Source organism: Serratia sp. CMO1 (assembly GCF_015689115.1).
GTDB lineage: Bacteria > Pseudomonadota > Gammaproteobacteria > Enterobacterales > Enterobacteriaceae > Serratia > Serratia marcescens.
On record NZ_CP065032.1, the window covers coordinates 4,691,679 to 4,715,335 of the forward strand.

At 61.0% G+C, this 23,657-nt stretch carries 19 protein-coding genes; 8 read left to right on the plus strand and 11 right to left on the minus strand.

The annotated features are described in order from the left end of the window. Positions 1-50: 50 nt before the first annotated feature. On the plus strand, positions 51-1,268 hold the full coding sequence (locus tag IT763_RS22330) for a Tm-1-like ATP-binding domain-containing protein (RefSeq protein ID WP_028128097.1): 1,218 nt from the start codon (positions 51-53) through the stop codon (positions 1,266-1,268). Positions 1,269-1,362: 94 nt separating this feature from the next. Here the strand turns inward: IT763_RS22330 and spy are convergent, their stop codons facing one another. Beyond that, positions 1,363-1,854: an ATP-independent periplasmic protein-refolding chaperone Spy gene (gene spy, locus IT763_RS22335; protein WP_028128096.1), complete on the minus strand. Its 492-nt coding sequence runs from the start codon at positions 1,852-1,854 to the stop codon at positions 1,363-1,365. A gap of 527 nt (positions 1,855-2,381) precedes the next feature. Between spy and pdeR the strand changes: the two genes are divergently transcribed. Then, positions 2,382-4,376, plus strand: coding sequence for a cyclic di-GMP phosphodiesterase (gene pdeR, locus IT763_RS22340; protein ID WP_016930460.1), 1,995 nt, complete (start codon positions 2,382-2,384; stop codon positions 4,374-4,376). Positions 4,377-4,392: 16 nt separating this feature from the next. Here the strand turns inward: pdeR and IT763_RS22345 are convergent, their stop codons facing one another. Continuing rightward, positions 4,393-5,259: a crotonase/enoyl-CoA hydratase family protein gene (locus IT763_RS22345; RefSeq protein ID WP_016930461.1), complete on the minus strand. Its 867-nt coding sequence runs from the start codon at positions 5,257-5,259 to the stop codon at positions 4,393-4,395. Between the two features lie 341 nt (positions 5,260-5,600). Between IT763_RS22345 and yhjD the strand changes: the two genes are divergently transcribed. The 3 genes from yhjD to IT763_RS22360 all read left to right on the plus strand — a co-directional run bounded on the left by yhjD (position 5,601) and on the right by IT763_RS22360 (position 9,141). After that, a complete protein-coding gene (gene yhjD, locus IT763_RS22350) occupies positions 5,601-6,620 on the plus strand; it encodes an inner membrane protein YhjD (RefSeq protein ID WP_016930462.1) in 1,020 nt (339 codons plus the stop codon). A gap of 329 nt (positions 6,621-6,949) precedes the next feature. Continuing rightward, a complete protein-coding gene (locus IT763_RS22355) occupies positions 6,950-8,272 on the plus strand; it encodes an MFS transporter (protein WP_016930463.1) in 1,323 nt (440 codons plus the stop codon). Positions 8,273-8,373: 101 nt separating this feature from the next. After that, positions 8,374-9,141 (plus strand): CDP-diacylglycerol diphosphatase, encoded by a 768-nt coding sequence (locus tag IT763_RS22360; RefSeq protein ID WP_016930464.1) that lies wholly within the window; start codon positions 8,374-8,376, stop codon positions 9,139-9,141. Here the strand turns inward: IT763_RS22360 and IT763_RS22365 are convergent, their stop codons facing one another. Beyond that, on the minus strand, positions 9,142-11,211 hold the full coding sequence (locus IT763_RS22365; RefSeq protein ID WP_206195026.1) for an AsmA family protein: 2,070 nt from the start codon (positions 11,209-11,211) through the stop codon (positions 9,142-9,144). Between the two features lie 91 nt (positions 11,212-11,302). Then, the gene (gene pdeH / locus IT763_RS22370; RefSeq protein WP_079450475.1) at positions 11,303-12,094 is read right to left on the minus strand and encodes a cyclic-guanylate-specific phosphodiesterase; all 792 of its coding nucleotides are present in this window, start codon (positions 12,092-12,094) and stop codon (positions 11,303-11,305) included. 238 nt (positions 12,095-12,332) lie between these two features. On the opposite strand from pdeH, the gene IT763_RS22375 reads away from it, so the two are divergent. Together IT763_RS22375 and IT763_RS22380 are read left to right on the plus strand one after the other, a co-directional pair. Beyond that, entirely contained in the window at positions 12,333-13,265 is a 933-nt protein-coding gene (locus IT763_RS22375) for a sugar kinase (protein WP_028128093.1), read from the plus strand. Positions 13,266-13,508: 243 nt separating this feature from the next. After that, a complete protein-coding gene (locus IT763_RS22380; protein ID WP_049300871.1) occupies positions 13,509-14,210 on the plus strand; it encodes a LuxR family transcriptional regulator in 702 nt (233 codons plus the stop codon). Between the two features lie 47 nt (positions 14,211-14,257). Here the strand turns inward: IT763_RS22380 and ilvC are convergent, their stop codons facing one another. Continuing rightward, entirely contained in the window at positions 14,258-15,733 is a 1,476-nt protein-coding gene (ilvC, locus tag IT763_RS22385; RefSeq protein WP_206195027.1) for a ketol-acid reductoisomerase, read from the minus strand. Positions 15,734-15,901: 168 nt separating this feature from the next. Between ilvC and ilvY the strand changes: the two genes are divergently transcribed. After that, positions 15,902-16,792, plus strand: a complete 891-nt coding sequence (gene ilvY / locus IT763_RS22390; protein WP_004929971.1) for an HTH-type transcriptional activator IlvY — start codon at positions 15,902-15,904, stop codon at positions 16,790-16,792. 9 nt (positions 16,793-16,801) lie between these two features. Here ilvY and IT763_RS22395 read toward each other — a convergent pair whose 3' ends face one another. From IT763_RS22395 to IT763_RS22420, 6 genes are all read right to left on the minus strand, one after another. Continuing rightward, positions 16,802-17,503, minus strand: a complete 702-nt coding sequence (locus tag IT763_RS22395) for a DUF2461 domain-containing protein (protein ID WP_049300870.1) — start codon at positions 17,501-17,503, stop codon at positions 16,802-16,804. 21 nt (positions 17,504-17,524) lie between these two features. After that, positions 17,525-18,103 (minus strand): hypothetical protein, encoded by a 579-nt coding sequence (locus tag IT763_RS22400; RefSeq protein ID WP_016930471.1) that lies wholly within the window; start codon positions 18,101-18,103, stop codon positions 17,525-17,527. Beyond that, positions 18,103-19,098, minus strand: coding sequence for a hypothetical protein (locus tag IT763_RS22405; protein WP_016930472.1), 996 nt, complete (start codon positions 19,096-19,098; stop codon positions 18,103-18,105). Before IT763_RS22405 ends, IT763_RS22400 begins: the two co-directional genes overlap by 1 nt. A gap of 112 nt (positions 19,099-19,210) precedes the next feature. Then, positions 19,211-20,755 (minus strand): threonine ammonia-lyase, biosynthetic, encoded by a 1,545-nt coding sequence (gene ilvA / locus IT763_RS22410; RefSeq protein ID WP_016930473.1) that lies wholly within the window; start codon positions 20,753-20,755, stop codon positions 19,211-19,213. A gap of 5 nt (positions 20,756-20,760) precedes the next feature. Then, positions 20,761-22,611: a dihydroxy-acid dehydratase gene (ilvD, locus tag IT763_RS22415; RefSeq protein WP_033645377.1), complete on the minus strand. Its 1,851-nt coding sequence runs from the start codon at positions 22,609-22,611 to the stop codon at positions 20,761-20,763. 106 nt (positions 22,612-22,717) lie between these two features. Beyond that, positions 22,718-23,644 (minus strand): branched-chain amino acid transaminase, encoded by a 927-nt coding sequence (locus tag IT763_RS22420; protein ID WP_016930475.1) that lies wholly within the window; start codon positions 23,642-23,644, stop codon positions 22,718-22,720. Positions 23,645-23,657 lie beyond the last annotated feature (13 nt).

Consider the following 23,657-nt stretch of genomic DNA (forward strand, 5'->3'; position numbering starts at 1 on the left):
TATAATAAAATGATTTTTAAATAAAAATTAGAAACACCCCAGGAAAATACATGAAAGACACTTCAAATTTTGTCTATATTGCTACCACAGCAGATACGAAAGGACAAGAGCTGGAGTATGTACGGCGGCTGATCGCTGCCCTGAATTTACCCACGCGAACCGTCGATCTTTCCACTCGTCGCTTGCCGTTTGACTCCCCGGCCGATATCGGTCCAGAAGACGTCGCACGCCACCATCCGGCAGGCGCCGACGCGGTCTTCTGCGCCAGTCGCGGCCAGGCGATCGCCGCCATGGCGACCGCTTTCGAACGTTTTATCCTGACGCGCCGCGATATCGCCGCCTTGCTTGGCCTGGGCGGTTCCGGCGGCACCGCCATCATCACGCCGGCCATGCAGCAGCTGCCGATCGGCCTGCCGAAAGTGATGGTCTCGAGCATGGCGGCGGGAGACGTTTCCGCCTATGTCGGCGCCAGCGATATCAACATGCTGTATTCGGTCACCGATCTCGCCGGCCTGAATCGCATCTCGCGACGGGTGCTGGGCAACGCGGCGCGCCAGATAGCCGGCGCAGTGCACTTCGCCGCCGTCGACTATCACGACAACAATCCCGCGATCGGCCTGACGACGTTTGGCGTCACCACGCCCTGCGTTCAGGCGTTGGTTGCCGAGCTGGGATCGCAATGGGATTGTCTGACGTTTCATGCGACCGGCAGCGGCGGCAGATCGTTGGAAAAACTGATCGATAACCGCCAACTGCACGGCGCCATCGATTTGACCACGACCGAAGTGGCCGATTACCTGTTTGGCGGCATGCTGCCCTGCAATGCGGATCGTTTCGGTGCCATCGCGCGTACCGGCATCCCGTGCGTGCTCTCCTGCGGCGCGATAGACATGATCAACTTCGGCGCGCCGAATACGGTGCCGGCTCACTATGCCAACCGTCTGCGTCACCATCACAACCCGCAAGTGACGCTGGTGCGCACCAGCGCGCGGGAGAATGCGTTAATGGGGCGTTGGATGGGCGAAAAAATCAACGCCTGCGCGGGCGAAGTGCGTTTCGTTATCCCGGCGGGCGGCGTATCGGCTTTGGATGCGCCCGGCCAACCGTTCTGGGATCCGGCGGCGCTGGCCGCCTTTACGCAAGCGCTGGAAGAAACGGTGCACGCCACCGGCAAACGCCGGTTGATAAAAACGCCTTATCATATTAACGACCCGCGCTTTGCGCAGGCCGTTGCCGAACAGTTTCGGCACATTGTCGGCGGTGAATGATGATCACCCACGGCAAAGCCTGCCGGTGATAACGCCAAATAGAAAAAGGGCCAGACAAATAGTCTGGCCCTTTATTATTTACCGCGAGCGGATATTACTGACCGGCGGGCATCTGCTCCTTCATTTTATTCATGTGGTCCATCATCTTTTGCTCGCGTTTCTGATAATTCTCATTGTATTGTTTTTTCTGCTCAGGCGTCAGCAGGTTATACATTTTATTTTCCGCTTTGGCGCGTGCCAGCATGCGTTCGGATTGCGCTTTACCGATCGCGTCAATTTGCGCCTTCGCCTTCGCTTCGTCAAAGCTGTCGGAAGCGACCAGATTGTGCAGCGCCTGGCGCTCCTCTTTCATGCCCGGCCCGCGCTTCTGGTGCGACTCTTTCATGATATCGCGCATCTGCTGGCGCTGCTGCTCGGTCAGGTTCAGCCCGGCGAACGGGCCGCCTTTGCCTTCACCCTTGTGATGCATCATTTTCATCGGCGCCGCATCCGCCGCCGGAGCCGTCGCCGTATCGGCGGCGAACGCCGCGGAAGCAGAACCCAGAGCCAGCGTGGAAGCAATAAATAAAGCCGTCAATTTACGCATAATCATTTCCTTAAAAATTTTCTTCATCAGGAGCGCTGTACGTTAACAGGCTCATTCGTTGTCGGAGATAATAATAGGCTGATAAATTTCAAGTAATGCGAGGGTGTGTAAACTTTTTAAAACCCGTCTCGGATTTATTCACCAATTATGAGAAAACTATGAAGATGGCGTTTATTTGATGGAAATTTTAATTTCTCGGCAAAAATCCCCCCGGTGGAGTTATTTTTCCGCTTTCCCCTCATCGCTATAATTTACTCACCTGCACGGCAACCTTGCATCAACCGTTTTCCGATAGCAGGGGAAATCAGTAAGCATCACACGATCCGATGTTCTCCTACACTTTAAGACAAGCAGCGCCGGGCGACGTTTACACCGCAAAACTAATCATTGCTTATATAATAGTTTCCATCACCCGCCCCGCCTGTGAAAACCTGTTATATGATGCACAGATGCGTACGGCGATCGCTTTCGGGCCAACAGGCTGCCCGGAGCTGTGCCGCCCGCCCGTGCTCTTTTGAGGAATCGTCATGCCCGCAGACCAAGGCCCTGAGCTTCTTAGCGCTCACTTCGGCACCCAAAGCCCCCACTGGCGGCTGGCGTTTGACAGCAATGCCCTGGAGCTGTCCGCCGTTAAGGGCAAAGCTCATATCGCGGTGGCGCTCAGCGCCATGGAAGCGGCGAAAATCCGCCGTCTGACCGGCGTGACCGCCAGCCTTGATCTGACCATTACGCTGGCCGGTGAACCGCTGCATCTGCATCTGGTCGGGCGCCGCGTCAACAACCTCGAATGGGCGGGCACCGCTTCCGCCTTCAGCGACACCCAATCGGTGGCGCGCGACCTGGTGCACGGCCTCTCCTTCGCCGAGCAGGTGGTGTCCGAAGCCAACTCGGTGATCGTGATCGTCGATCAGCACGGCCGCATCCAGCGCTTCAACCGACTGAGCGAGGAGTACACCGGACTGCACGAACACGAGGTGATCGGCAAAAACGTTTTCCAGCTGTTTATGAGCCCGGAAGAAGCCGCCGCTTCGCGGCGCAACATCGCCGGCTTCTTCCGCAACGGTTCGTCCTATGAGGTGGAACGCTGGGTGAAGACGGTCAAGGGCGAACGGCTGTTCCTGTTCCGCAACAAATTCGTGCACAGCGGCAGCGGCAAAAACGAAGTCTTTCTGATCTGTTCCGGTACCGACATCACCGAAGAACGCCGCGCGCAAGAGCGGCTACGGGTGCTGGCCAACACCGATCTCATCACCGGCCTGCCGAACCGCAACGCCATCCAGGACAAGATCAATCACGCCATCGCCACGCGCGGCGAAGAGAGTTTCGGCCTGGTGTACCTCGATCTCGACAACTTCAAAAAGGTCAACGACGCCTACGGCCATATGTTCGGCGATCGGCTGCTGGTCGAGGTCGCGCTGGCGATCCTCGGCTGCCTGAGCCCGGATCAAGTGCTCGCCCGCCTCGGCGGCGACGAATTCTTGGTGCTGGCGCCGCAAAGCGATCGCGAGCGCCTGCAAACGCTGGCGCAGCGCATTATCGACAGGCTGAAGACCCCTTTTCGCATCGGTCTGATTGAGGTGTATACCGGCTGTTCGATCGGCATCGCGCTGTGCCCGGAGCACGGCAACGATCTCGACAGCCTGATCCGCAGCGCCGATACCGCCATGTACGTCGCCAAGGAGCACGGAAAACGCACCTATACCGTCTTCTCGCCGGAGATGAACAAACGCGTCGCCGAATACATGTGGCTGGACACCAATCTGCGCAAAGGGTTGGAACAAAATCAGCTGGTGCTGTATTACCAGCCTAAAATCGACGCGCACAGCGGCGAAGTGCACAGCGTGGAAGCGCTGGTGCGCTGGGATTCGCCGGAGCGCGGCCTGATCCCGCCGCTGCAGTTCATCTCCTATGCCGAGGAGTCCGGCCTGATCGGCCCGTTGGGCCAATGGGTGCTGCAAACCGCCGCCGGGCAGGCGGCTCAATGGCAAGAGCAGGGATTGAATCTGCGGGTGGCGGTCAACCTCTCTGCCCGTCAGCTGGCCGACGACGGCATCGTCAACGACCTGCTCGGGGTGCTGCACCGTCACCGCATGGCCCCCTGTCTGCTGGACTTCGAGTTGACCGAAAGCAGCCTGATTGAAGACGAGAACCGCGCGCGCGCGCTGATCACCCGGCTGCGCGAACTGGGCGCGCAGGTGCATCTCGACGACTTTGGCACCGGCTATTCGTCGCTGGCGCAGCTGGCACGCATTCCTCTGGACGCCATCAAGCTGGATAAAAGCTTCGTGCGCGGGGTGAATTTCAATCCGGTATCGCAATCGCTGGTACGCGCGATCGTCGCGGCGGCGGAGGCGTTGGCCTTCCGCGTGATCGCCGAAGGGGTGGAGACCGAGAGCGAAAACCACTTCCTCGACGAGGTCGGCGTGGACGAAAAACAGGGCTTTCTGTTCGCGCGGCCAATGCTCCCGGAACAGCTGGAGCATTGGCTGCAGTCCTATCGCCCGCGCTCACCCTCCGCATGAGGCGGGCGCGTTAACGTTAGCCGGCACGACGCAGGTTCAGGGTATGGCGATCCTGTAACATCACCAGCCGCTCGATGTAGGCACGGTCTTTTTCCTCAATGGTAAAGGCCGAGTGCACCCAATCTTCGGTAATGTCCATCAGCTCGGAACGCGTCAGCTGCAACACGCGCTGACGCGCCCGCAGCATGGCGCGCATGCCGTTGAGCTTCGGCCGGATGGTATCGATGAAGGTGCGCGTCGCCAGGTAGGCGTCGCCGGGCTGGAACAGCTGGTCTACCAGCCCGCGGCTCTCGAACCACTCTGCGGTGTGCGACTCGCCGCCCCAAATCAGCTCCTCGGCCAAGCGCATGCCCGCCTTGCGCGCCACCAGCGAGTAACCGCCCATACCGGGAAACAGGTTGAACGCAATCTCCGGGAACCCCATGCGCGCATTGTTTTGCGCCAATACGAAATGGTGCGCCAGCGCCGCTTCAAAACCGCCGCCCAGCGCACTGCCTTCAACCATCGCAATGCTGATCGCGCCGGTGTCGAAACCGCGTGCCGCCGCATGCACGCAGTCGATGCAGGCGCGCGCGTAGGCCATCATCGCCTCGCGCTTGCGGTTTTTGATCGCTTCGGCGAAGAACTGCAGATCGCCGCCGACGTTGAACATGTTCGGCACCAGCGAGCCGGTGACCCAGAAGTCGAACCGCAGCGAAGACTCCTTCGCCGCCTGCGCCAGCGTCATGATGTCTTCAATCAACGCCTGGTTGAAGCAGGGGCGCGGCGCGGCGCGCAGCAGCATCCACATGATGTGCCGCCCCTCTTCATAGTAGGCGGAGATCTGCGACAGATTGCCCGCTTCGGTAAACGGACGACAGGTGGGGTGATTAAGCAATTTCATAAGACCTTCCAGTTTTTCTGTTGATGACGGATGAGACCGTTCCAGCCCCTACGGCTGCAGCGGGGCGGCGAGCGGCAAAGCGCGACGCCACATCATGAGTAAACGCTTTCTCGCCGACGAAACAGATAAAAATTGGAGGTAGAGAAGTGAAAAAAACCGAGGCGCCACGGGGTTTTCATAGGAATTTTACCTATCGCGCCATCCCCGGCATTTCATGCCGGGCGCTAACGCGTTAAGCTCGCAAATTGACCGTTTGCCGCCCCGGCGCTCAAAACGCCGCAGGGCTTTGGCTATAATCAACGCTGATACATGCCGTTTAACGTTAAGGAAATCGTGAAGTAATGCCTACAGGACCAGACCAGGAACGCCGCCAGCCCACACAAGACACGCCGCCGAAGCCGCTTATCGCCATCAAGACCGGCCATGAGACGCTCGACCGCCGCATCAGCGGTTTTTCACGTCTGATTGAACGCATCAAAGCCTGGCCGAGCGTGGCGCACCTGCTGCGCGCCGCCGAACGCTTTAACGATCGGCTGGGCAGCCAGTTTGGCGCCGCCATCACCTACTTTTCATTCCTCTCGCTGATCCCGATCCTGATGGTGTCGTTCGCCGCCGCCGGTTTCGTGCTGGCTTCCAACCCGGATCTGCTGGCCCGCTTGATCAACCGGATCGTCGGCAGCATCAGCGATCCGACGTTGGCCAGCACGCTGAAGAATACCGTCAACACCGCCATTCAGCAGCGCACCACCGTGGGATTGACCGGTCTGGCGCTGGCGCTCTATTCCGGCATCAGTTGGATGGGCAACCTGCGCGAGGCGATCCGCGCGCAGTCACGCGATGTCTGGGAGCGCAATCCGCAGGATCAGGAGAAAATCTATTTCAAGTACACCCGCGACTTCATCTCGCTGACCGGCCTGGTGGTCGCGCTCATTATTACGCTGTCGCTGACCTCGGTCGCCGGGTCGGCGCAGGCGGCGATCGTCAACGCGTTGGGGCTGGATGGCATCGAATGGCTGCGGCCGGCGCTGACGCTGATCGCGCTGTCGATCTCGATTTTCGCCAACTATCTGCTGTTCCTGTGGATTTTCTGGATGCTGCCGCGCCACAAACCGAAGAAAAAAGCGCTGCTGCGCGGTACCTTGCTCGCGGCTATCGGCTTTGAGGTGATCAAGTTCGTGATGACGATGACGCTGCCGCAGGTGGCGAAGTCGCCTTCCGGCGCGGCCTTCGGCTCGGTGATCGGGCTGATGGCGTTCTTCTACTTCTTCGCCCGTTTGACGCTGTTTTGCGCCGCCTGGATCGCTACCGCCGACTACCAAGGCGACAAAGCCTTGCCGGAACGCGAGCCGCCGGCCCCCTGAAGCCATGCAATCGTGCCGGTGTTATCGCACACGCCGGCACTTTCCTCTGGTTAATAAGCAAAAACCCAGTCAATCCCTCTAAATCATGCGGCATGACATTCGGAAAACCAGCATAACAAACTACCCATTCACTTTTCTTTCCCGTTTTTACAGCCATTCCCTCTGTATGAAACCCATTTCTCAACGTTTAACGCTACAGAAAAGAAGCCCGGTAAAACATTAGTCTTTTTAACCGGTTAGCGGCGGCGTTGCCCAAAGTTACAGCGTTGAAAAGGCGGAATGCTGTCACTAAGATGGATTTTTACCCCCTCCAACAATAAGAAATAGATATGCAAGCCACCATCGCACCCCCACTCGACGCCGACGACGCGTCTACACCGGTGAATTCCCGCGGGAAAGTCATCGTCGCCTCGCTGGTCGGCACCGCCATCGAGTTCTTCGACTTCTACATCTACGCCACCGCCGCGGTGATCGTGTTCCCACACATCTTCTTCCCGCAGGGCGACCCGACCACCGCGACGCTGCAGTCGCTGGCCACCTTCGCCGTCGCCTTTGTCGCGCGCCCTATCGGCTCTGCGCTGTTCGGCCACTTCGGCGATCGCGTCGGGCGCAAGGTCACGCTGGTCGCCTCGCTGCTGACCATGGGGATTTCCACCGTGCTGATCGGCCTGCTGCCGAGCTATGAAACCATCGGCATCTTCGCCCCTATCCTGCTGGCGCTGGCGCGCTTTGGCCAGGGCCTGGGGCTGGGTGGCGAATGGGGCGGCGCAGCCCTGCTGGCGACGGAGAACGCGCCGGCCAAAAAGCGCGCGCTGTACGGTTCTTTCCCCCAGTTGGGGGCGCCTATCGGTTTCTTCTTCGCCAACGGCACCTTCCTGCTGCTCTCATGGCTGCTGAGCGACCAGCAATTTATGGAATGGGGCTGGCGCGTGCCGTTCATCCTCTCCGCGGCGCTGGTGCTGATTGGCCTGTATGTGCGGGTATCGCTGCATGAAACGCCGGTGTTCGCCAAAGCGGCCAAGGCCGGCAAACAGGTGAAAGTGCCGCTCGGCACGCTGCTGAGCAAGCATCTGAAAGCCACCATCCTCGGCACCTTCATCATGCTGGCGACCTACACGCTGTTTTATCTGATGACGGTGTATTCGATGACCTACGGCACCGCGCCGCAGCCGTTGGGCCTCGGTTACTCCCGCAACAGCTTCCTGTGGATGCTGATGGTGGCGGTGATTGGTTTCGGCGTGATGGTGCCGATCGCCGGTCTGCTGGCGGACGCGTTCGGCCGCCGCAAGACCATGATCGCCATTACCCTGCTGATGATCGGCTTCGCGTTCCTGTTCCCGACCCTGCTGGGTTCCGGCAACCAGGCGCTGGTGATGGGCTTCCTGCTGTGCGGCCTGAGCATCATGGGGCTGACCTTTGGCCCGATGGGCGCGCTGCTGCCGGAGCTGTTCCCTACCGAAGTGCGCTATACCGGCGCGTCATTCTCCTACAACGTCGCGTCGATCCTCGGCGCGTCCGTGGCGCCTTATATCGCCACCTGGCTGGCGGCCCACTACGGGCTGTTCTACGTCGGCATGTACCTGGCGGCGATGGCCGGGCTGACGCTGCTGGCGCTGCTGCTGATGAAAGAAACCCGCCACCAGTCGCTGTGATCCTCTGCGGCCCCCTCACTGCGGGGGGCCGCACGCGTTGTTCGTTTCCTGTCATAAAACCGGGCTATGCTGAATGTTTCTCTCGGTAACAGGATCGGCCGATGTCTTTGCGTCGTGGGGTATTTGTCTGCGTGGCGCTGCTGGCGGCTCTCGCCATCGCGCTCTATTACGGGTTGAAGCCTGACCATCCCGATGCGCTATGGCGCATCGTCAGCCAGCAATGTCTGCCCAATCAGCAAGCGCATGACAACCCGGCGCCCTGCGCGCAGGTGGATGTGCCGGCCGGTTTCGTGGTGTTTAAAGATCGCAACGGGCCGTTGCAATACCTGCTGATGCCCAGCGCCAAAATCACCGGTATCGAAAGCCCGGCGCTGCTGGACGCCGCCACGCCGAATTTCTTCGCGCAGGCCTGGCGCGCGCGCCACGTGATGGCGGAGCGTTATGGCAAACCCATCGACGACGGCGATATTTCACTGGCGATCAACTCGGAATATGGCCGCACGCAAAACCAGCTGCACATTCATATCTCCTGTCTGTCGCCGGCGGTAAAACAGCGGCTGGCGCAGATTGGCCCCGATTTCATCGAGCAATGGCAACCGCTGCCCGGCGGCCTGTTGGGGCATGACTATCTGGGGCGGCGGGTGACCCCCGCCGAACTGGAACAACAGGGCGCCTTCCGCCTGCTGGCCTCCGGCCTGCCGCGCGCCGACGGGCGCATGGGCAGCTTCGGCCTGGCGATGACCGCGCTGCCGGACGGCGATTTCCTGCTGCTGGCGACCGAGCGCAGCCTGCTGCCGTTTACCCTGGCCTCGGCGGAAGAGATCCAGGATCACGACTGCCGGCTGCTCACGCCGCCGCCGCACGCCTGATTATTTTTTGCCTTTCATCTCCCGCAGGATCTGCCCGCACGGGTTCTCCTCGCCGCCCTCACTGGGCGAGACCAGCGCCAGCAGCGCCGCCGCCGGCGTCAGCACCGCCCCCAACGCCACCGCCGCCGCGCCGCGCGCGATCAGCGGCCCGGCTTTGACCCCGGCGTCCGGATGCTTGAAGGTGCCTTTCACGTACAGCGGCGAGCGCAGGGTCAGCACGCGCATCCCCTTGCTTTCCGGATCGATGGACAAATCCAGCCGTTCGGTGGCGAGGTTGGTGTTGCCGGTGATGTTGATCACCGCGTTTTCGGTGTCGAACACGAACAGCCGCGGCGCGGCGACGCCGCTGCGGATGCCGACGTCCGCCGCCGCGCAGTTGATGCCCACCACGTCGTCACCGAACAGCTGCGCCACCAGATAGTTGCCGACGTTCAGACCGAGGATCTCCATCAGGCTACGGCTGATCACCCCGTTATTGATCAACAGGCGCAGGTCGCCGTTGCTGGTCGCCAGCAGCTCGGCCACCGAATTGCCGCTGCCCGTCAGTCTGGCGTCGCCGTTCATCTGCCCGAGGCTGCGCTTCATCGCCGCCACGTTCGGCAACAGCTGTTTGAGCTGGAGTTTGCGCGCGTGCATATCTACCTGACCGCGCATCGGCTTTTTGCCGCCATCGAGGCGCACGACGGCGCTCAGGCTGCCGCCCGCCATGCCGAAGCGCAGCGGATCCAGGCGCAGTTCGCCATTGTTCAGTTTCAGGTGCGTGGCCAGATCGCTCAGCGGCAAATCGCTGCCGCGTTCAATGCGCGCGGCGGCAAACTTCACGTCCGCATCCATCTTGCGCCAGCTTTGCGTATCGAACTGTTCGACCGGCAGCACCTTATCCGCCGGCTGGCGGCTCTTCTCGCCGCGCCCGGCTTTGGCGGCGTTGGAGTCCGCGCCGATCAGCGGCGCCAGATCCGCCAACCTCAGCTGCCGGGAGCTCACCGCGCCGCTCAGCGTGGGCCGCGGTTTACCGGCGACGTACTTCAAGCTGCCGTGAATGTCGCTGTCGCCGATTTTGCCGTCAAATTTCTGATACTCGAACACGGCGCCGCCCGGCTGATGCAGACGAGCCATCAGATGGCCATCGGTCGCATACGGCGGCGTGTTCGGCAACAGCACGCCGGTCAGGCCATAGAGGTTGCCCAGGCTGTCGCCGGAAAATTTCAGCTGCACGTCCAGGCCGCCGAGATTCAGCGGATCGGACAAGGTGCCCGCCACCGCCACCCGGGTGCTGCCGGAGCGCACATCGGCCTGCAGCGGGAACGGCAAATCGGCGCTCTGCAGCGACAGCATGCCGCCGATCTTGCCGCTGCCGCTCAGCGGTTCGCCGTTATATTTGCCTTTCACCTGCCAGCCGAAAACATAATCGGGTGTAGCGCTCTTGCCGCCGCTCTGTTTGCCGGTCACTTCACTGAACGGCAGCGGTTTGCCGGTCACTTCACTGAACGGCAGCGGTTTGCCGAGCGGATCGATAACGGCGCGGAAATCCGCCTTTAGCGTGGCGTCTTTAAAGGCGATCTGTCCCTTGTCGAACACGATATCGTGAACGGTGAACGACCAGTCGGAAGGCGGCTGCTTGGGATCCTGGCCGCCGGCCAGGTCAAACGTCCAGTTGTTGTCGCCGTTGGCCAGGCGTTGCAACGACGCATTCGGCCGCTTCAGCCAGATGCGCGGGATCAGCAGCTCTTTACCCAGCAGCGCCAGCGGTGCGATGCTGGCGTCGATGCGCTGCAGCGTCACCATGCTGTCGCCGGGAATGTTTTTCGGATTACCCAGCCACACGTCTTCGGCATGAATATGCGGCCAGGGCACCCAGGCGCGCCAGCCGCCCTCATCCGGATTACGTGACCAGTCGACGCCCAGATCGCCGCGGATGGCGAACGGCCGCCGCAGTTCGGCCGACACTTTGTCGTTGATGGTGGGCTTGAGTCGATTCCAGTCGAAGGTAGCGATGAAGATCGCCAGTGCGGCGATCGCCAGCAGCACAATGCCGCCCAGCCAGCTGAAAACCTTTCCTGTTCTTGTCATAGCGGCTCCCTCAGCGCATAAGCCAGGCTGCCGAATAAAAGGAAAAGGAATTAGCAGCCCCGTTTAAGCCTAGCTGAGGATAGGCCGGAGTTCACGCCGACGCGCCGGGCGCGGCGAACAGCGTCGGCACGCTGTGCAGCGTTTCAAAGCACGCCGGACGGGAAAGGTAGTAGCCCTGTGCGGCCAACGCGCCGGAGCGCTGCACCAGGCGCCACTCCTGCTCGGTTTCCACCCCCTCGACGATCACCCCGTCGCTGTGCTGGTTCATCATCTTGATCAGGGTGCCGAGCAGCTGCACCCCCTCTTCCGATTGTTTGAGCAAGGTGAACAATTCGCGCGCCACCTTGATGTATTGATACCGCCAGGCACCGACGGCGGTGAAGTTGGCCAGCCCGCTGCCGAAATCGTCCAGCCACAGCCGCTCGCCGCCGACAATCTGCTGCAGCGGGCGGTTTGATGCCGTTGCGGCGTGCTCCACCAGCTCGAAGCGCAGATAGGGCATCTCGGCGATCTGCCGTTGCAACGCGCGATGACGCTGCAATGCTTGCAGCGCGATGCCGTCGATATTGACCGATACCATCACCGCGTGGCGGATGAACAACGCCTGCCAGCGCTGCAACAGCGCCAGCTGTTCCTGAACCACCCGCAAACGCTGGGCGACGCCGAGCGAGGCAAAATACTGTTCCGGGGATTGCCGCTTGTCCGGCTCATTCGGGTGATGCACCGCCGTCAGCAGTTCCACCGCCAACAGCGCGCCGCTGGTGCGATAAATCGGCTGGAAGGTATACAAGCGCCGGCATTGCCGCCAGTAGCGCCGCGATTTGGCGCAGGCATAGAGGGCAAAACAGGGCGCCAGCAGACCCGAGATCAGATTGGTTATCATCGGTACTATCGCCGTGGCGGGGAAGTGAGAGCGCTGCCGCTGTTTCTTTACCCAACTTATCGGCCACGCCACGTAAAACTTTAAGCACGAATTGCCGCACGCTTTCCTCTTCACCCTGTCGGCGTTGGCCGATCGCGATCATAAAAAATTAAAACACTGTTTTAATTTATTGACTCCCTTACCGCCTTGCGTGGAGACTGGTGGCTGTTGCTTCTTCTTTAGCCAGGGCTTATTGACGATGACTATCCGAAACCTCGCCGTGATCGGCGAATGCATGATCGAGCTGTCACAGCAGGGCGCACAGCTGACGCGCGGCTTTGGCGGCGATACCCTCAACACCGCCGTCTACCTCGCCCGCCAAATGCCGAAACAGACGTTGCAGGTGCATTACGTCACTGCGCTCGGCACCGACAGCTTCAGCGGCGAGATGCTGCAGGCCTGGCGGCAGGAGAAGATCGAGACCGGGTTGATTCAGCAGTTCGACAACAAGCTGCCGGGCCTGTACGTGATCGAAACCGACGCCGCCGGCGAACGCACTTTCTACTATTGGCGCAATGACGCCGCCGCCCGCTATTGGCTTGCTGGACCGCAGGCCGACGCACTGTGCGCGCGGCTGGCGCAGTTCGATTACCTGTACCTCAGCGGCATTAGCCTGGCGATCCTCGCGCCTGCCGACCGCACGAAGCTGCTGACGTTGCTGCGCCGCTGTCGCGCCAACGGCGGCCAGGTGATCTTCGACAACAACTACCGCCCGCGTCTGTGGCCAAGCCGTGAGGAAACGCAGCAGGCCTACCGCGAGGTGCTGGCCTGCACCGACATCGCCTTTTTGACGCTGGATGACGAAGAATTGCTGTGGGGAGCGCAGCCGGTTGAACAGATAGTGACGCGCACGCAGGCGCTCGGCGTCGGCGAGATCGTTATCAAACGCGGCGCGGATGCCTGTCTGGTGTTCAATGTGGAGGGGGAGCGGCTTGAGGTGCCGGCGATCGCACTGCCGCCGGAGCGCGTGGTGGATACCACTGCGGCGGGCGACTCTTTCAGCGCCGGCTACCTGGCGGTGCGCCTGAACGGCGGCGGCGCCCGGCAGGCGGCGCAGCGCGGCCATCAGCTTGCTGCGACGGTGATCCAACATCGCGGCGCCATCATTCCCGCAGCGGCGATGCCCGCATAATCAATAAGGCGGCGGCGAAGTCGCCCCGCCGCCCACGCAATGGATCCCAGAAGCATTGATCGGAGGATGATTGAAAGAATTTCCCTGGCGTTGGCTTATTTCCGCCCAGAGCTGCTAAGCTCGGGTCTTGGCATTGCCGTCTTTTTGAATTTATTAGCCGAGTATAAATTTCAATCCGCCGCACTGACTAGCTGGACTTTGGTGCAGGTCGGGCTGAGCCGCCGAACGACAGGGAGGTTACCGATGGCCGTCACATTCGCCAACGCCGTCGCCGCAAGACTGCATCTTGATGGCCGGCTACAGGCCTTCAGCCAATTCAAATACGCTTACTTGACCTTCAATAAACACCATCCCGACCGCCATCTGCTGGTATCGAGCTATCCGCAAGAATGGCTGGACATCTACAGTGCCAATCGCTATCAGCACATCGATCCCGTCGTGCGCGCCGCCCATAACCGCTGTGCGCCCTTTATGTGGCACGACACCGCCCTCACCACCGAGGATCGGCATTACCGGAAGATCTTCAGCCAGGCGCGGGAGTACGACATCGTGCACGGTTGCAGCTTTGTTTTGCACGATCACGACAACAATCTGGCGATCTTGTCGATCAGCGCGACGGCGGCCGATGACGCCGAACTGCGGCAGCTAATGGAGGAAGAAAGGGCCAGCCTGCAGATCGTCTTGGTCGATACCCACCAGCACGCGCTTGCGTTGGCCAGCGCCGAGGCGAGCCGAAAGGATCGGCTCTCGCCGCGCGAAGGGGAAATTCTCTATTGGGCCAGCCAGGGCAAAACCTATAATGAGATCGCGCTGATCCTGGGGATCAAAACCGGCACGGTGAAGTTTCACATCGGCAATGCGGTGCGGAAGCTGGGGGTCGCCAACGCCAAACACGCGATCCGGCGCGGCCTTGAACGGCAACTGATCGCGCCGCCTCAGGCATAAAAAAGCCGGCATTGCAGCCGGCTTTTTGTTTTTTATCTTGCGGAAAATCAGCCCGCAACGGCGATACGTTTCATGTCGGTCATGTAGCCGCGCAGTTTGCGGCCGACGGTTTCGATTGGATGGCTGCGCACCGCTTCGTTCACGTCGCGCAGCTGCGCGTTGTCCACCGCCGTACCCGCCACGGCTTTGCCCAAATCGCCCGCCTGCAGGGTGGTCATGAAATCCTTCAGCAACGGCACCGCCGCGTTGGCGAACAGGTAGTTGCCGTACTCCGCGGTATCGGAGATGACCACGTTCATTTCATACAGACGCTTACGCGCAATGGTGTTGGCGATCAACGGCAGCTCGTGCAGCGACTCGTAGTAAGCCGATTCTTCGATGATGCCGGCATCGACCATGGTTTCGAACGCCAGCTCAACGCCCGCTTTCACCATCGCCACCATCAGCACGCCGTGATCGAAGTACTCTTGCTCGCTGATTTTGCCTTCAAACTGCGGCGCATTCTCGAACGCAGTTTTGCCGGTCTCTTCGCGCCAGGTCAGCAGTTTCACGTCGTCTTCCGCCCAGTCGGCCATCATGCCGCTGGAGAAAGCGCCGGAGATGATGTCGTCCATGTGCTTCTGGAACAGCGGCGCCATGATGGTTTTCAGCTGTTCGGACAGCGCATAGGCGCGCAGCTTGGCCGGGTTGGACAGGCGATCCATCATCAGCGTGATGCCGCCCTGCTTCAGCGCTTCGGTGATGGTTTCCCAGCCGAACTGAATCAGTTTCTCGGCGTAAGCCGGATCGGCGCTTTCAGCAACCAGCTTGTCGAAGCACAGCAGAGAACCCGCCTGCAGCATGCCGCACAGAATGGTCTGCTCGCCCATCAGGTCAGATTTCACTTCAGCGACGAAGGAGGATTCCAGCACGCCGGCACGGTGGCCGCCGGTCGCCGCCGCCCAGGCCTTGGCGATCGCCATGCCTTCGCCTTTCGGATCGTTTTCCGGGTGAACCGCAATCAGGGTCGGCACGCCGAAGCCGCGCTTGTACTCTTCGCGCACTTCGGTGCCCGGGCACTTCGGCGCGACCATCACCACGGTGAGGTCTTTGCGCACCTGCTCGCCCACTTCAACGATGTTGAAGCCGTGGGAGTAACCCAGCGCCGCGCCGTCTTTCATCAGCGGCTGCACCGCACGCACCACGGAAGAGTGCTGCTTGTCCGGGGTCAGGTTAACCACCAGATCCGCCTGCGGGATCAAATCTTCGTAGGTGCCGACCTTAAAGCCGTTTTCGGTCGCCTTGCGCCAGGAAGCGCGCTTCTCGTCAATCGCTTCTTTGCGCAGGGCATAGGCGACATCCAGACCGGAATCGCGCATGTTCAGCCCCTGGTTCAGCCCCTGGGCGCCACAGCCGACAATCACCACTTTTTTACCTTTCAGGTAGCCGGCTTCGTCAGCAAATTCGTCGCGCGCCATAAAGCGGCATTTACCCAATTGCGCCAACTGCTGACGCAGGTTCAATGTGTTGAAATAGTTAGCCATGGTGGTACTCCGGTTTGATGTTGTCTTGCATTGTTATTTTCATTCCCCGCCCTGTCTGTGCGGAGATTCGTTAAACTCAATGTATAACAGGAAATGCGTTGCTTAAATTGATATATTGAGAACGTGACATTGCAATTTTTGCAACACTCTCACTGCGAGCGTATCGATATGGATTTACGTGATTTAAAGCTGTTCCTGCATCTGGCCGAAAGCCATCACTTCGGGCGCACCGCCAAGGCGATGCACGTCAGCCCGTCGACGCTCTCCCGCCAGATCCAGCGGCTGGAAGAGATCCTCGGGCAGCCGCTGTTCCTGCGCGATAACCGCACCGTGCAGCTCACCGACGCCGGTGAACAGCTGAAAGAATTCGCCCAACAGACGTTGCTGCAGTATCAGCAGCTGAAACACTCGCTCGGCCAGCACGGCCCTTCGCTGAGCGGCGAACTGCGGCTGTTCTGCTCGGTGACCGCGGCGTACAGCCACCTGCCGCCGATCCTCGATCGCTTCCGTGCGCAGCACCCGCTGGTAGAGATCAAGCTGACCACCGGCGATGCCGCCGACGCGGTCGACAAGGTGCAATCCAACGAGGCCGATCTCGGCATCGCCGGCCGGCCGGAAACGCTGCCCGCCAGCGTGGCGTTCACCAAAATCGGCGAAATTCCGCTGGTGCTGATCGCGCCGGCGCTGCCCTGCGCGGTGCGCAGCCAGGCGTTCGCCGACAAGCCCGACTGGGCCGAGATCCCGTTCATCTTGCCGGAGCACGGCCCTTCGCGAAAACGTATCGAACTGTGGTTCCGCCGCCACCGCATCAGCAATCCGCTGATTTACGCTACCGTCGGCGGCCACGAGGCCATCGTGTCGATGGTGGCCCTGGGCTGCGGCATCGCGCTGATCCCAAGCGTGGTGGTGGACAACAGCCCGGAGCCGGTACGCAACCGCATCTCGCAGCTGGATAACATCTCGATGGTCGAACCCTTCGAACTGGGGGTCTGCGTTCAGAAAAAGCGCCTCAGCGATCCGTTGATCGACGCCTTTTGGCGGTTGCTGCATCCCCGCTGACGCGGGGTTTCAAAGGTCTGCCGGATCGATCTGCTTCATCGTCTCTACCTGCATCAGCCAGTGGTAGAGCGGCTCAAGCTGCAAAAACGCCCCGGCCAGCAGCGGCGCCAGATCGGCGTTGAACAGCTTTTCCACTTCGCTGTCCGTCACCATCACCGCAAACGACTTGCGGTTGTACCAGGTGGCGATCTCCGCCGCCTGCTCCTTCACCAGCGGGCGCTTGTAGCTTTCGCCCACCAGCTCGAACGGCGGCCGGCAGCAGGCGGCCACCTCCAGGAAAGGCTGCGGCCGTTGTTTCAGCGTATGGCGGAACAGATCCATGGTCGGCTTGTTGGCGCTGTAGTAGCCGAGCCCATAGCGCAGCATGTCCGGCCCCAGTTCGAAAAAGTAGACCGGCGCATCTTTCCAGTCTTTGCTCGGGCGCTTGAACGTCAGCCACATGCGGCTGCGGTAGCGCGACTTGTCGTGAGAAAACCGCGTATCGCGATGAATGCGCGACAGCGTTTTGCCGATCGCCGGGCGAGTCTCGAACTGCGGATCGATCGCCAGCATGCCGGGAGCCAACTGCTCCACCAGCGCGCGAAACGGCGCCAGCAGCTCGCGATCGTAGATGTCGCGGTTGCCGTCGAACCACGCCTTATCGTTCTCGATCCGCACCTGCTGCAGGAAATTCAGGCCCTGCTGGCTAAAGCCGGAGAAAGGTTGCGTCATAAGTTTTTCCGTTCTGACGGTTTATCGGGTGTTGCGCAGATCTTCCCTCTGCCAACGGCGTTTGATAAACACGCGCCGACGCGTGCGGAAATAAGCGACATACAGGTAGAACGCCGCCCGGTTGCTGAACAGCGCCCCGCCAACCGCGCCCCCCAGCAGCAGGGCGCCGGTGGCGATGCCGGTCATGCCCGCCGCCCACGCCGCCGCGGCGCCGAGGCAACACAGACCGAGCATGCCAAGGTAATATTGCAGCAATACCACCCCGCTGTTTTTACCCTGCACCAGTTGGAACAGGATCAGCGTCATCCACACCGCCACGATCGCGCCGCTGCCCATTAGAACGGCGGCAGAAGTCTTGCCGCTCCAGGCGGCCGCCACGTCCGTGGCCAGGCCCATCACGCCCGCCAGCCCCAGCGTCAGGCATACCATCAGCAACATGACATTGCCGACGCCCGGCGGTGACAGCCGCTGGCCCGGCGTCAGGAAATGCTGCTCAAGCTGCGCATCCACGCCGGCGAAAAGCGCACGATCGCGCGCCGCGATTTGGCTTTCCATCTCCCGGCCCTGCACGATCAGGCGTTTAATCATCCAATCCGCCATTACCTCACCATCTGCGGCAATTTCTGCATAATGCCCACAAAATACTGCCCGGTGGTTTTCACATTCACCGGCGCAGACAGGGTGCCGCTGATGCCGCTGCCCACGAACGTCAATGAGTTATTGAGCGCCGAATGCAGTTGCTGACGCAGCCCGTTTTGGATCGCTTCCGTCGGATAACGCTTCGGGTATAAGCCGTTCTTCACCATCTCTTTCAAGACGTTATTGGAAATCCCCGGGTTTTCCGCCCGAATGATGTTTTCGGTCAGCCGCTTCCTTTCGCTGCGGGGCATGCTTTTCAGCCATTCCGTCGCCTTGCGCGCCGAAATGCGGCGCATGGCGCGGTAGGTCATCGTCGCTTCCTTCAGGGCGGCCCCCGCGCTGGCCAGCGAGATCACATCGAGTACGGTGCTGGTGGCGATATACCACTGCTCAGAGTCGAGCTGAGCCAATTCATCGCCTTTTCCGTCATAAAGCTTGTTGACGCGGTATAGCCCATTGCCGCACTGCAGCGCGCTGGCGGCCATGCCGGCATAGCCCAGATAAGCCACCGCTGAGCTGGTGCCGCCGGTAAACGGCACGGCGACGCTGCCCGACGCCAGTAAAAATACCGATACCAGCAGCGTTCCGCACGACAGCGCGGCCGAGGCCAACTCTTTGCTGACGCTGGGTTTGCTCAACGCTTCCGACAGCGTATTGGTCGCGGCAACGCGCGAGGTATGAGCCACCGTTTTGCTGATGACCACGTGGGTGACCTGCGAAGCGTTCGAATAACCGGTGTGCTGCGTCGGGCGGACTAAAAATGAGTTTTGCCCGTCGGAAAAAATAATTCCCACGCCATGAAAAGCGAGGCTGCAGTCCAGCGAGTCCTGCAAGGCTTGCAGATTAATATCGCGATAGAACTCTTGTACCCCGGCATTGCCCAACAAGCGGGCAAATTCGGCGTTGGTCAAATCGTCTTCGGGAGAACCGAACGGCGTAGAAAAAGCGGTTTTCATTGTCGTGCATCCCTATACGTCAGAAGTCTTGGCAGTATAAAAATGCACGACAAAATCACAACCATGCAACCTATAAACTGACTAACGCGTCACGGTTGCTTATCAATCCGGCTCACCCCTGCAAAAAGAAGCGGAACGCCGGGTTGTCGGTTTCGTCGTGGCAATCGTAGCCCAGCGCCTGCAGGTGCCGCTCGAATTCCGGCTCGCTTTGCGCCAGTTCAAAGGCCGCCAGCACCCGGCCGAAGTCGGTGCCGTGGCTGCGATAGTGGAACAACGAGATGTTCCAGTGCGTGCCCAGCGTTTGCAGGAACTTCAGCAGCGCGCCCGGCGACTCCGGAAACTCAAAGCTGTACAGCCGTTCGCGCAGCGGCTTCGACGGACGCCCGCCCACCATGTAGCGCACGTGCAGCTTGGCCATCTCATCGTCCGACAGATCCACCACCTGATAACCGCCGGCGTTGAGTTCGTCGATGATCTCCCGTCGTTCGGCGTGGCCGCGCGTCAGACGCACGCCGACGAAAATGCAGGCGTTGTCGGCATCGGCGTAGCGGTAGTTGAATTCGGTCACCGAGCGCCCGCCCAGCAGTTGGCAGAACTTGAGGAAGCTGCCCTGTTGTTCCGGAATGGTCACCGCCAGCAGCGCTTCGCGTTGTTCGCCCAGTTCGCAGCGCTCGGAAACGTAGCGCAGCCCATGGAAGTTGAGGTTGGCGCCGGACAGCACGTGCGCCAGACGCTCGCCCTGAATGTTGTGCTGCTGGACGTACTTTTTCAGCCCCGCCAGCGCCAGCGCGCCGGAAGGTTCGGCGATGGCGCGCACGTCCTCGAACAGATCTTTGACCGCCGCGCAGATGGCGTCGCTGTCCACGGTGATCACGTCGTCCAGATACTCACGGCACAGGCGGAAGGTTTCGTCGCCGATGCGTTTCACCGCCACGCCTTCGGCGAACAGCCCGACGCGCGCCAGATCCACCGGATGGCCGGCATCCAGCGCCGCGCGCAGGCAGGCGGAGTCTTCCGCTTCGACGCCGATCACTTTGATCTGCGGCATCAGCTGTTTGATCAGCACCGCCACCCCGGCGGCCAGGCCGCCGCCGCCGACCGGCACGAAGACCCGATCCAGATGCGCGTCTTGCTGCAGCAGCTCCATCGCCAGCGTGCCCTGCCCGGCGATCACCGTCGGGTGATCGAACGGCGGCACGAAGGTCATGCCCTGCTGTTGGGAAAGTTCAATCGCCTTTGCCTTGGCCTCGTCGAAATTGGCGCCGTGCAGCAACACTTCGCCGCCGAAACCGCGCACCGCATCCACCTTGATGTCCGCGGTGGACACCGGCATCACGATCAGCGTTTTGATGCCCAGCCGTTTACCGGAGAAGGCGACGCCCTGCGCGTGGTTGCCGGCCGAAGCCGTCACGACGCCGCGCGCCTTCTGCTCTTCGTCCAGCCCGGCGATCATCGCATAGGCCCCGCGCAGCTTGAAGCTGTGCACCGGTTGGCGATCTTCGCGCTTCACCAAAATGGTGTTGCCGAGGCGCGAAGAGATTTTGCTCATGGCCTGCAACGGGGTGACCTGCGCCACCTCGTAGACCGGCGAGCGCAGTACCGCTCGCAGATATTCCGCGCCGCAGGGGGCGCTGGGTAGGGGTTGAGAGACCGCCATGCTGCTTATCCCCCCAGTTTGCTCTTGTCGCGCACCGCGCCTTTGTCGGCGCTGGTGGCCAACGAGGCGTAGGCGCGCAGCGCGAAGGACACCTGGCGTTCACGATTTTTCGGCGTCCAGGCCGCGTCGCCGCGCGCCAGTTCCGCCTCATGCCGCGCCGCCAACTCCTGCTCGCTGACATCCAGCTGGATGCCGCGATGAGGAATGTCGATCGCGATCATGTCGCCGTCCTGCACCAGGGCGATCAGGCCGCCGCTGGCCGCTTCCGGCGAAGCGTGGCCGATGGACAACCCGGAGGTGCCGCCGGAGAAACGCCCGTCGGTGATCAGCGCGCACGCCTTGCCCAGTCCCATCGATTTCAGGTAGGTGGTTGGGTAAAGCATTTCCTGCATGCCCGGCCCGCCTTTCGGCCCTTCGTAGCGAATCACCACTACGTCGCCCGCTACCACTTTACCGCCGAGGATCGCTTCTACCGCGTCGTCCTGGCTTTCATACACTTTGGCCGGGCCGCGGAAGGTGAGGATTTCCTTGTCGACGCCGGCGGTTTTGACGATGCAGCCGTTTTCCGCCAGGTTGCCGTACAGCACCGCCAACCCGCCGTCCTGACTGTAGGCGTGCTCACGGGTGCGGATGCAGCCTTCCTTGCGGTCGGTGTCCAGCGAATCCCAACGGCAATCCTGAGAGAATGCCTGCGTGGTGCGGATACCGGCCGGCCCGGCGGAGTACATTTTCTTGACGCTTTCGTCGCGGGTCAGCATCACGTCGTAGGCTTCCAGCGTCTGCGGCAGGGTCAGCCCCAATACGTTGTTCACCTCGCGGTTCAGCAAGCCGGCGCGATCCAGCTCGCCGAGGATGCCGATCACGCCGCCGGCGCGGTGCACGTCTTCCATGTGATATTTCTGCGTGCTCGGTGCCACCTTGCACAGGTGCGGCACTTTGCGCGACAGGCGATCGATGTCCTCCATGGTGAAGTCCACCTCGCCTTCCTGCGCCGAAGCCAGCAGGTGCAGCACGGTGTTGGTCGAGCCGCCCATGGCGATGTCCAGCGTCATGGCGTTTTCAAATGCCGCCTTGTTGGCGATATTGCGCGGCAGCGCGCTCTCGTCGTCCTGCTCGTAATAGCGTTTGGTCAGCTCGACGATGCGCTTGCCGGCGTTGAGGAACAGTTCCTTGCGATCGGCGTGGGTGGCCAGCAGCGAACCGTTGCCCGGCTGCGACAGGCCCAGCGCTTCGGTCAGGCAGTTCATTGAGTTGGCGGTGAACATGCCGGAGCAAGAGCCGCAGGTCGGGCAGGCGGAACGCTCGATCTGCTCGCTGTCGGCGTCGCTGACGTTCGGGTTCGCGCCCTGGATCATCGCGTCCACCAGATCCAGCTTGATGATCTGGTTGGAGAGTTTGGTCTTGCCGGCTTCCATCGGACCGCCGGAGACGAAGATCACCGGAATATTCAGGCGCAACGCCGCCATCAGCATGCCCGGGGTGATCTTGTCACAGTTGGAGATGCACACCATCGCATCGGCGCAGTGGGCGTTCACCATGTATTCGACCGAGTCGGCGATCAGCTCGCGCGACGGCAGGGAATAGAGCATGCCGCCGTGGCCCATGGCGATGCCGTCATCCACCGCAATGGTGTTGAACTCTTTGGCCACGCCGCCGGAGGCTTCGATCTGTTCGGCGACCAGTTTGCCCAGATCGCGCAGATGCACATGGCCAGGCACGAACTGGGTAAAGGAGTTGACCACGGCGATGATTGGCTTGCCGAAATCGGCGTCGGTCATCCCGGTCGCGCGCCACAATGCGCGGGCACCCGCCATATTGCGGCCGTGGGTGGTGGTGGCGGAACGGTACTTAGGCATGCTCTTTTCACTCCAAATGTATTTATGACAGGCGGCGAACGAACCGCCTGGATATTCTTATCTTGTCTGTCTTGTCGTCCGCCACGCTGCGCGGCGAACCTTATCGTTACGGATTGACCGGATCCAGCCAACCGTATTTGTCTTCGGTCTTGCCGCTGAACAGGCCGAAGAACGCCTGTTGGATCTGTTTGGTCACCGGGCCGCATTTGCCGATGCCGACCTGAATGCCGTCCACGCTGCGCACCGGCGTGATCTCCGCCGCGGTGCCGGACATGAACACCTCATCGGCCAGGTACAGCGATTCGCGCGACAGCACCTGCTCGCGCACCTCGAAGCCCATGTCTTTCGCCAGCTTGATGATCGCGTCGCGGGTAATGCCCGGCAGCGCCGAAGAGGTGAATGGCGGGGTATAGAGCACGCCGTCTTTCACTTCAAACAGGTTTTCGCCCGCCCCTTCGGAAATGTAACCGTGCACGTCGAGCGCAATGCCTTCCTGATAGCCGTGGCGACGCGCTTCGCTGCCCACCAGCAGGGAGGAAAGATAATTGCCGCCGGCCTTGGCCGCAGTGGGGATCGTGTTTGGTGCGACGCGGTGCCAGGAGGAGACCATCGCATCGATGCCTTGATCCAGCGCTTCTTCACCCAGGTAAGCGCCCCAAGGAAACGCCGCGATAATCACGTCCGTTTTATAACCGGCCGGCGGGTTGACGCCCATGCCGACATCGCCGACGAACACCAGCGGGCGAATGTACGCGCTGACCAGGTTGTTCTTGCGCAGCGTAGCGCGGCAAGCTTCCATCAGCTCGTCGACGCTTTGCGACACCGGCATGCGGTAGATTTTCGCCGAATCGTGCAGGCGCTGCATATGCTCGCGATGACGGAATACCACCGGCCCCAAGTGCGAGTCGTAGCAGCGCACCCCTTCAAACACCGACGTGCCGTAATGCAACGCGTGCGACATCACGTGCACTTTGGCCTCGGCCCAAGGAACCATCTCACCATTGAACCAAATGTAATCGGCTTTCTTTGTCATTGTTATTTATCCT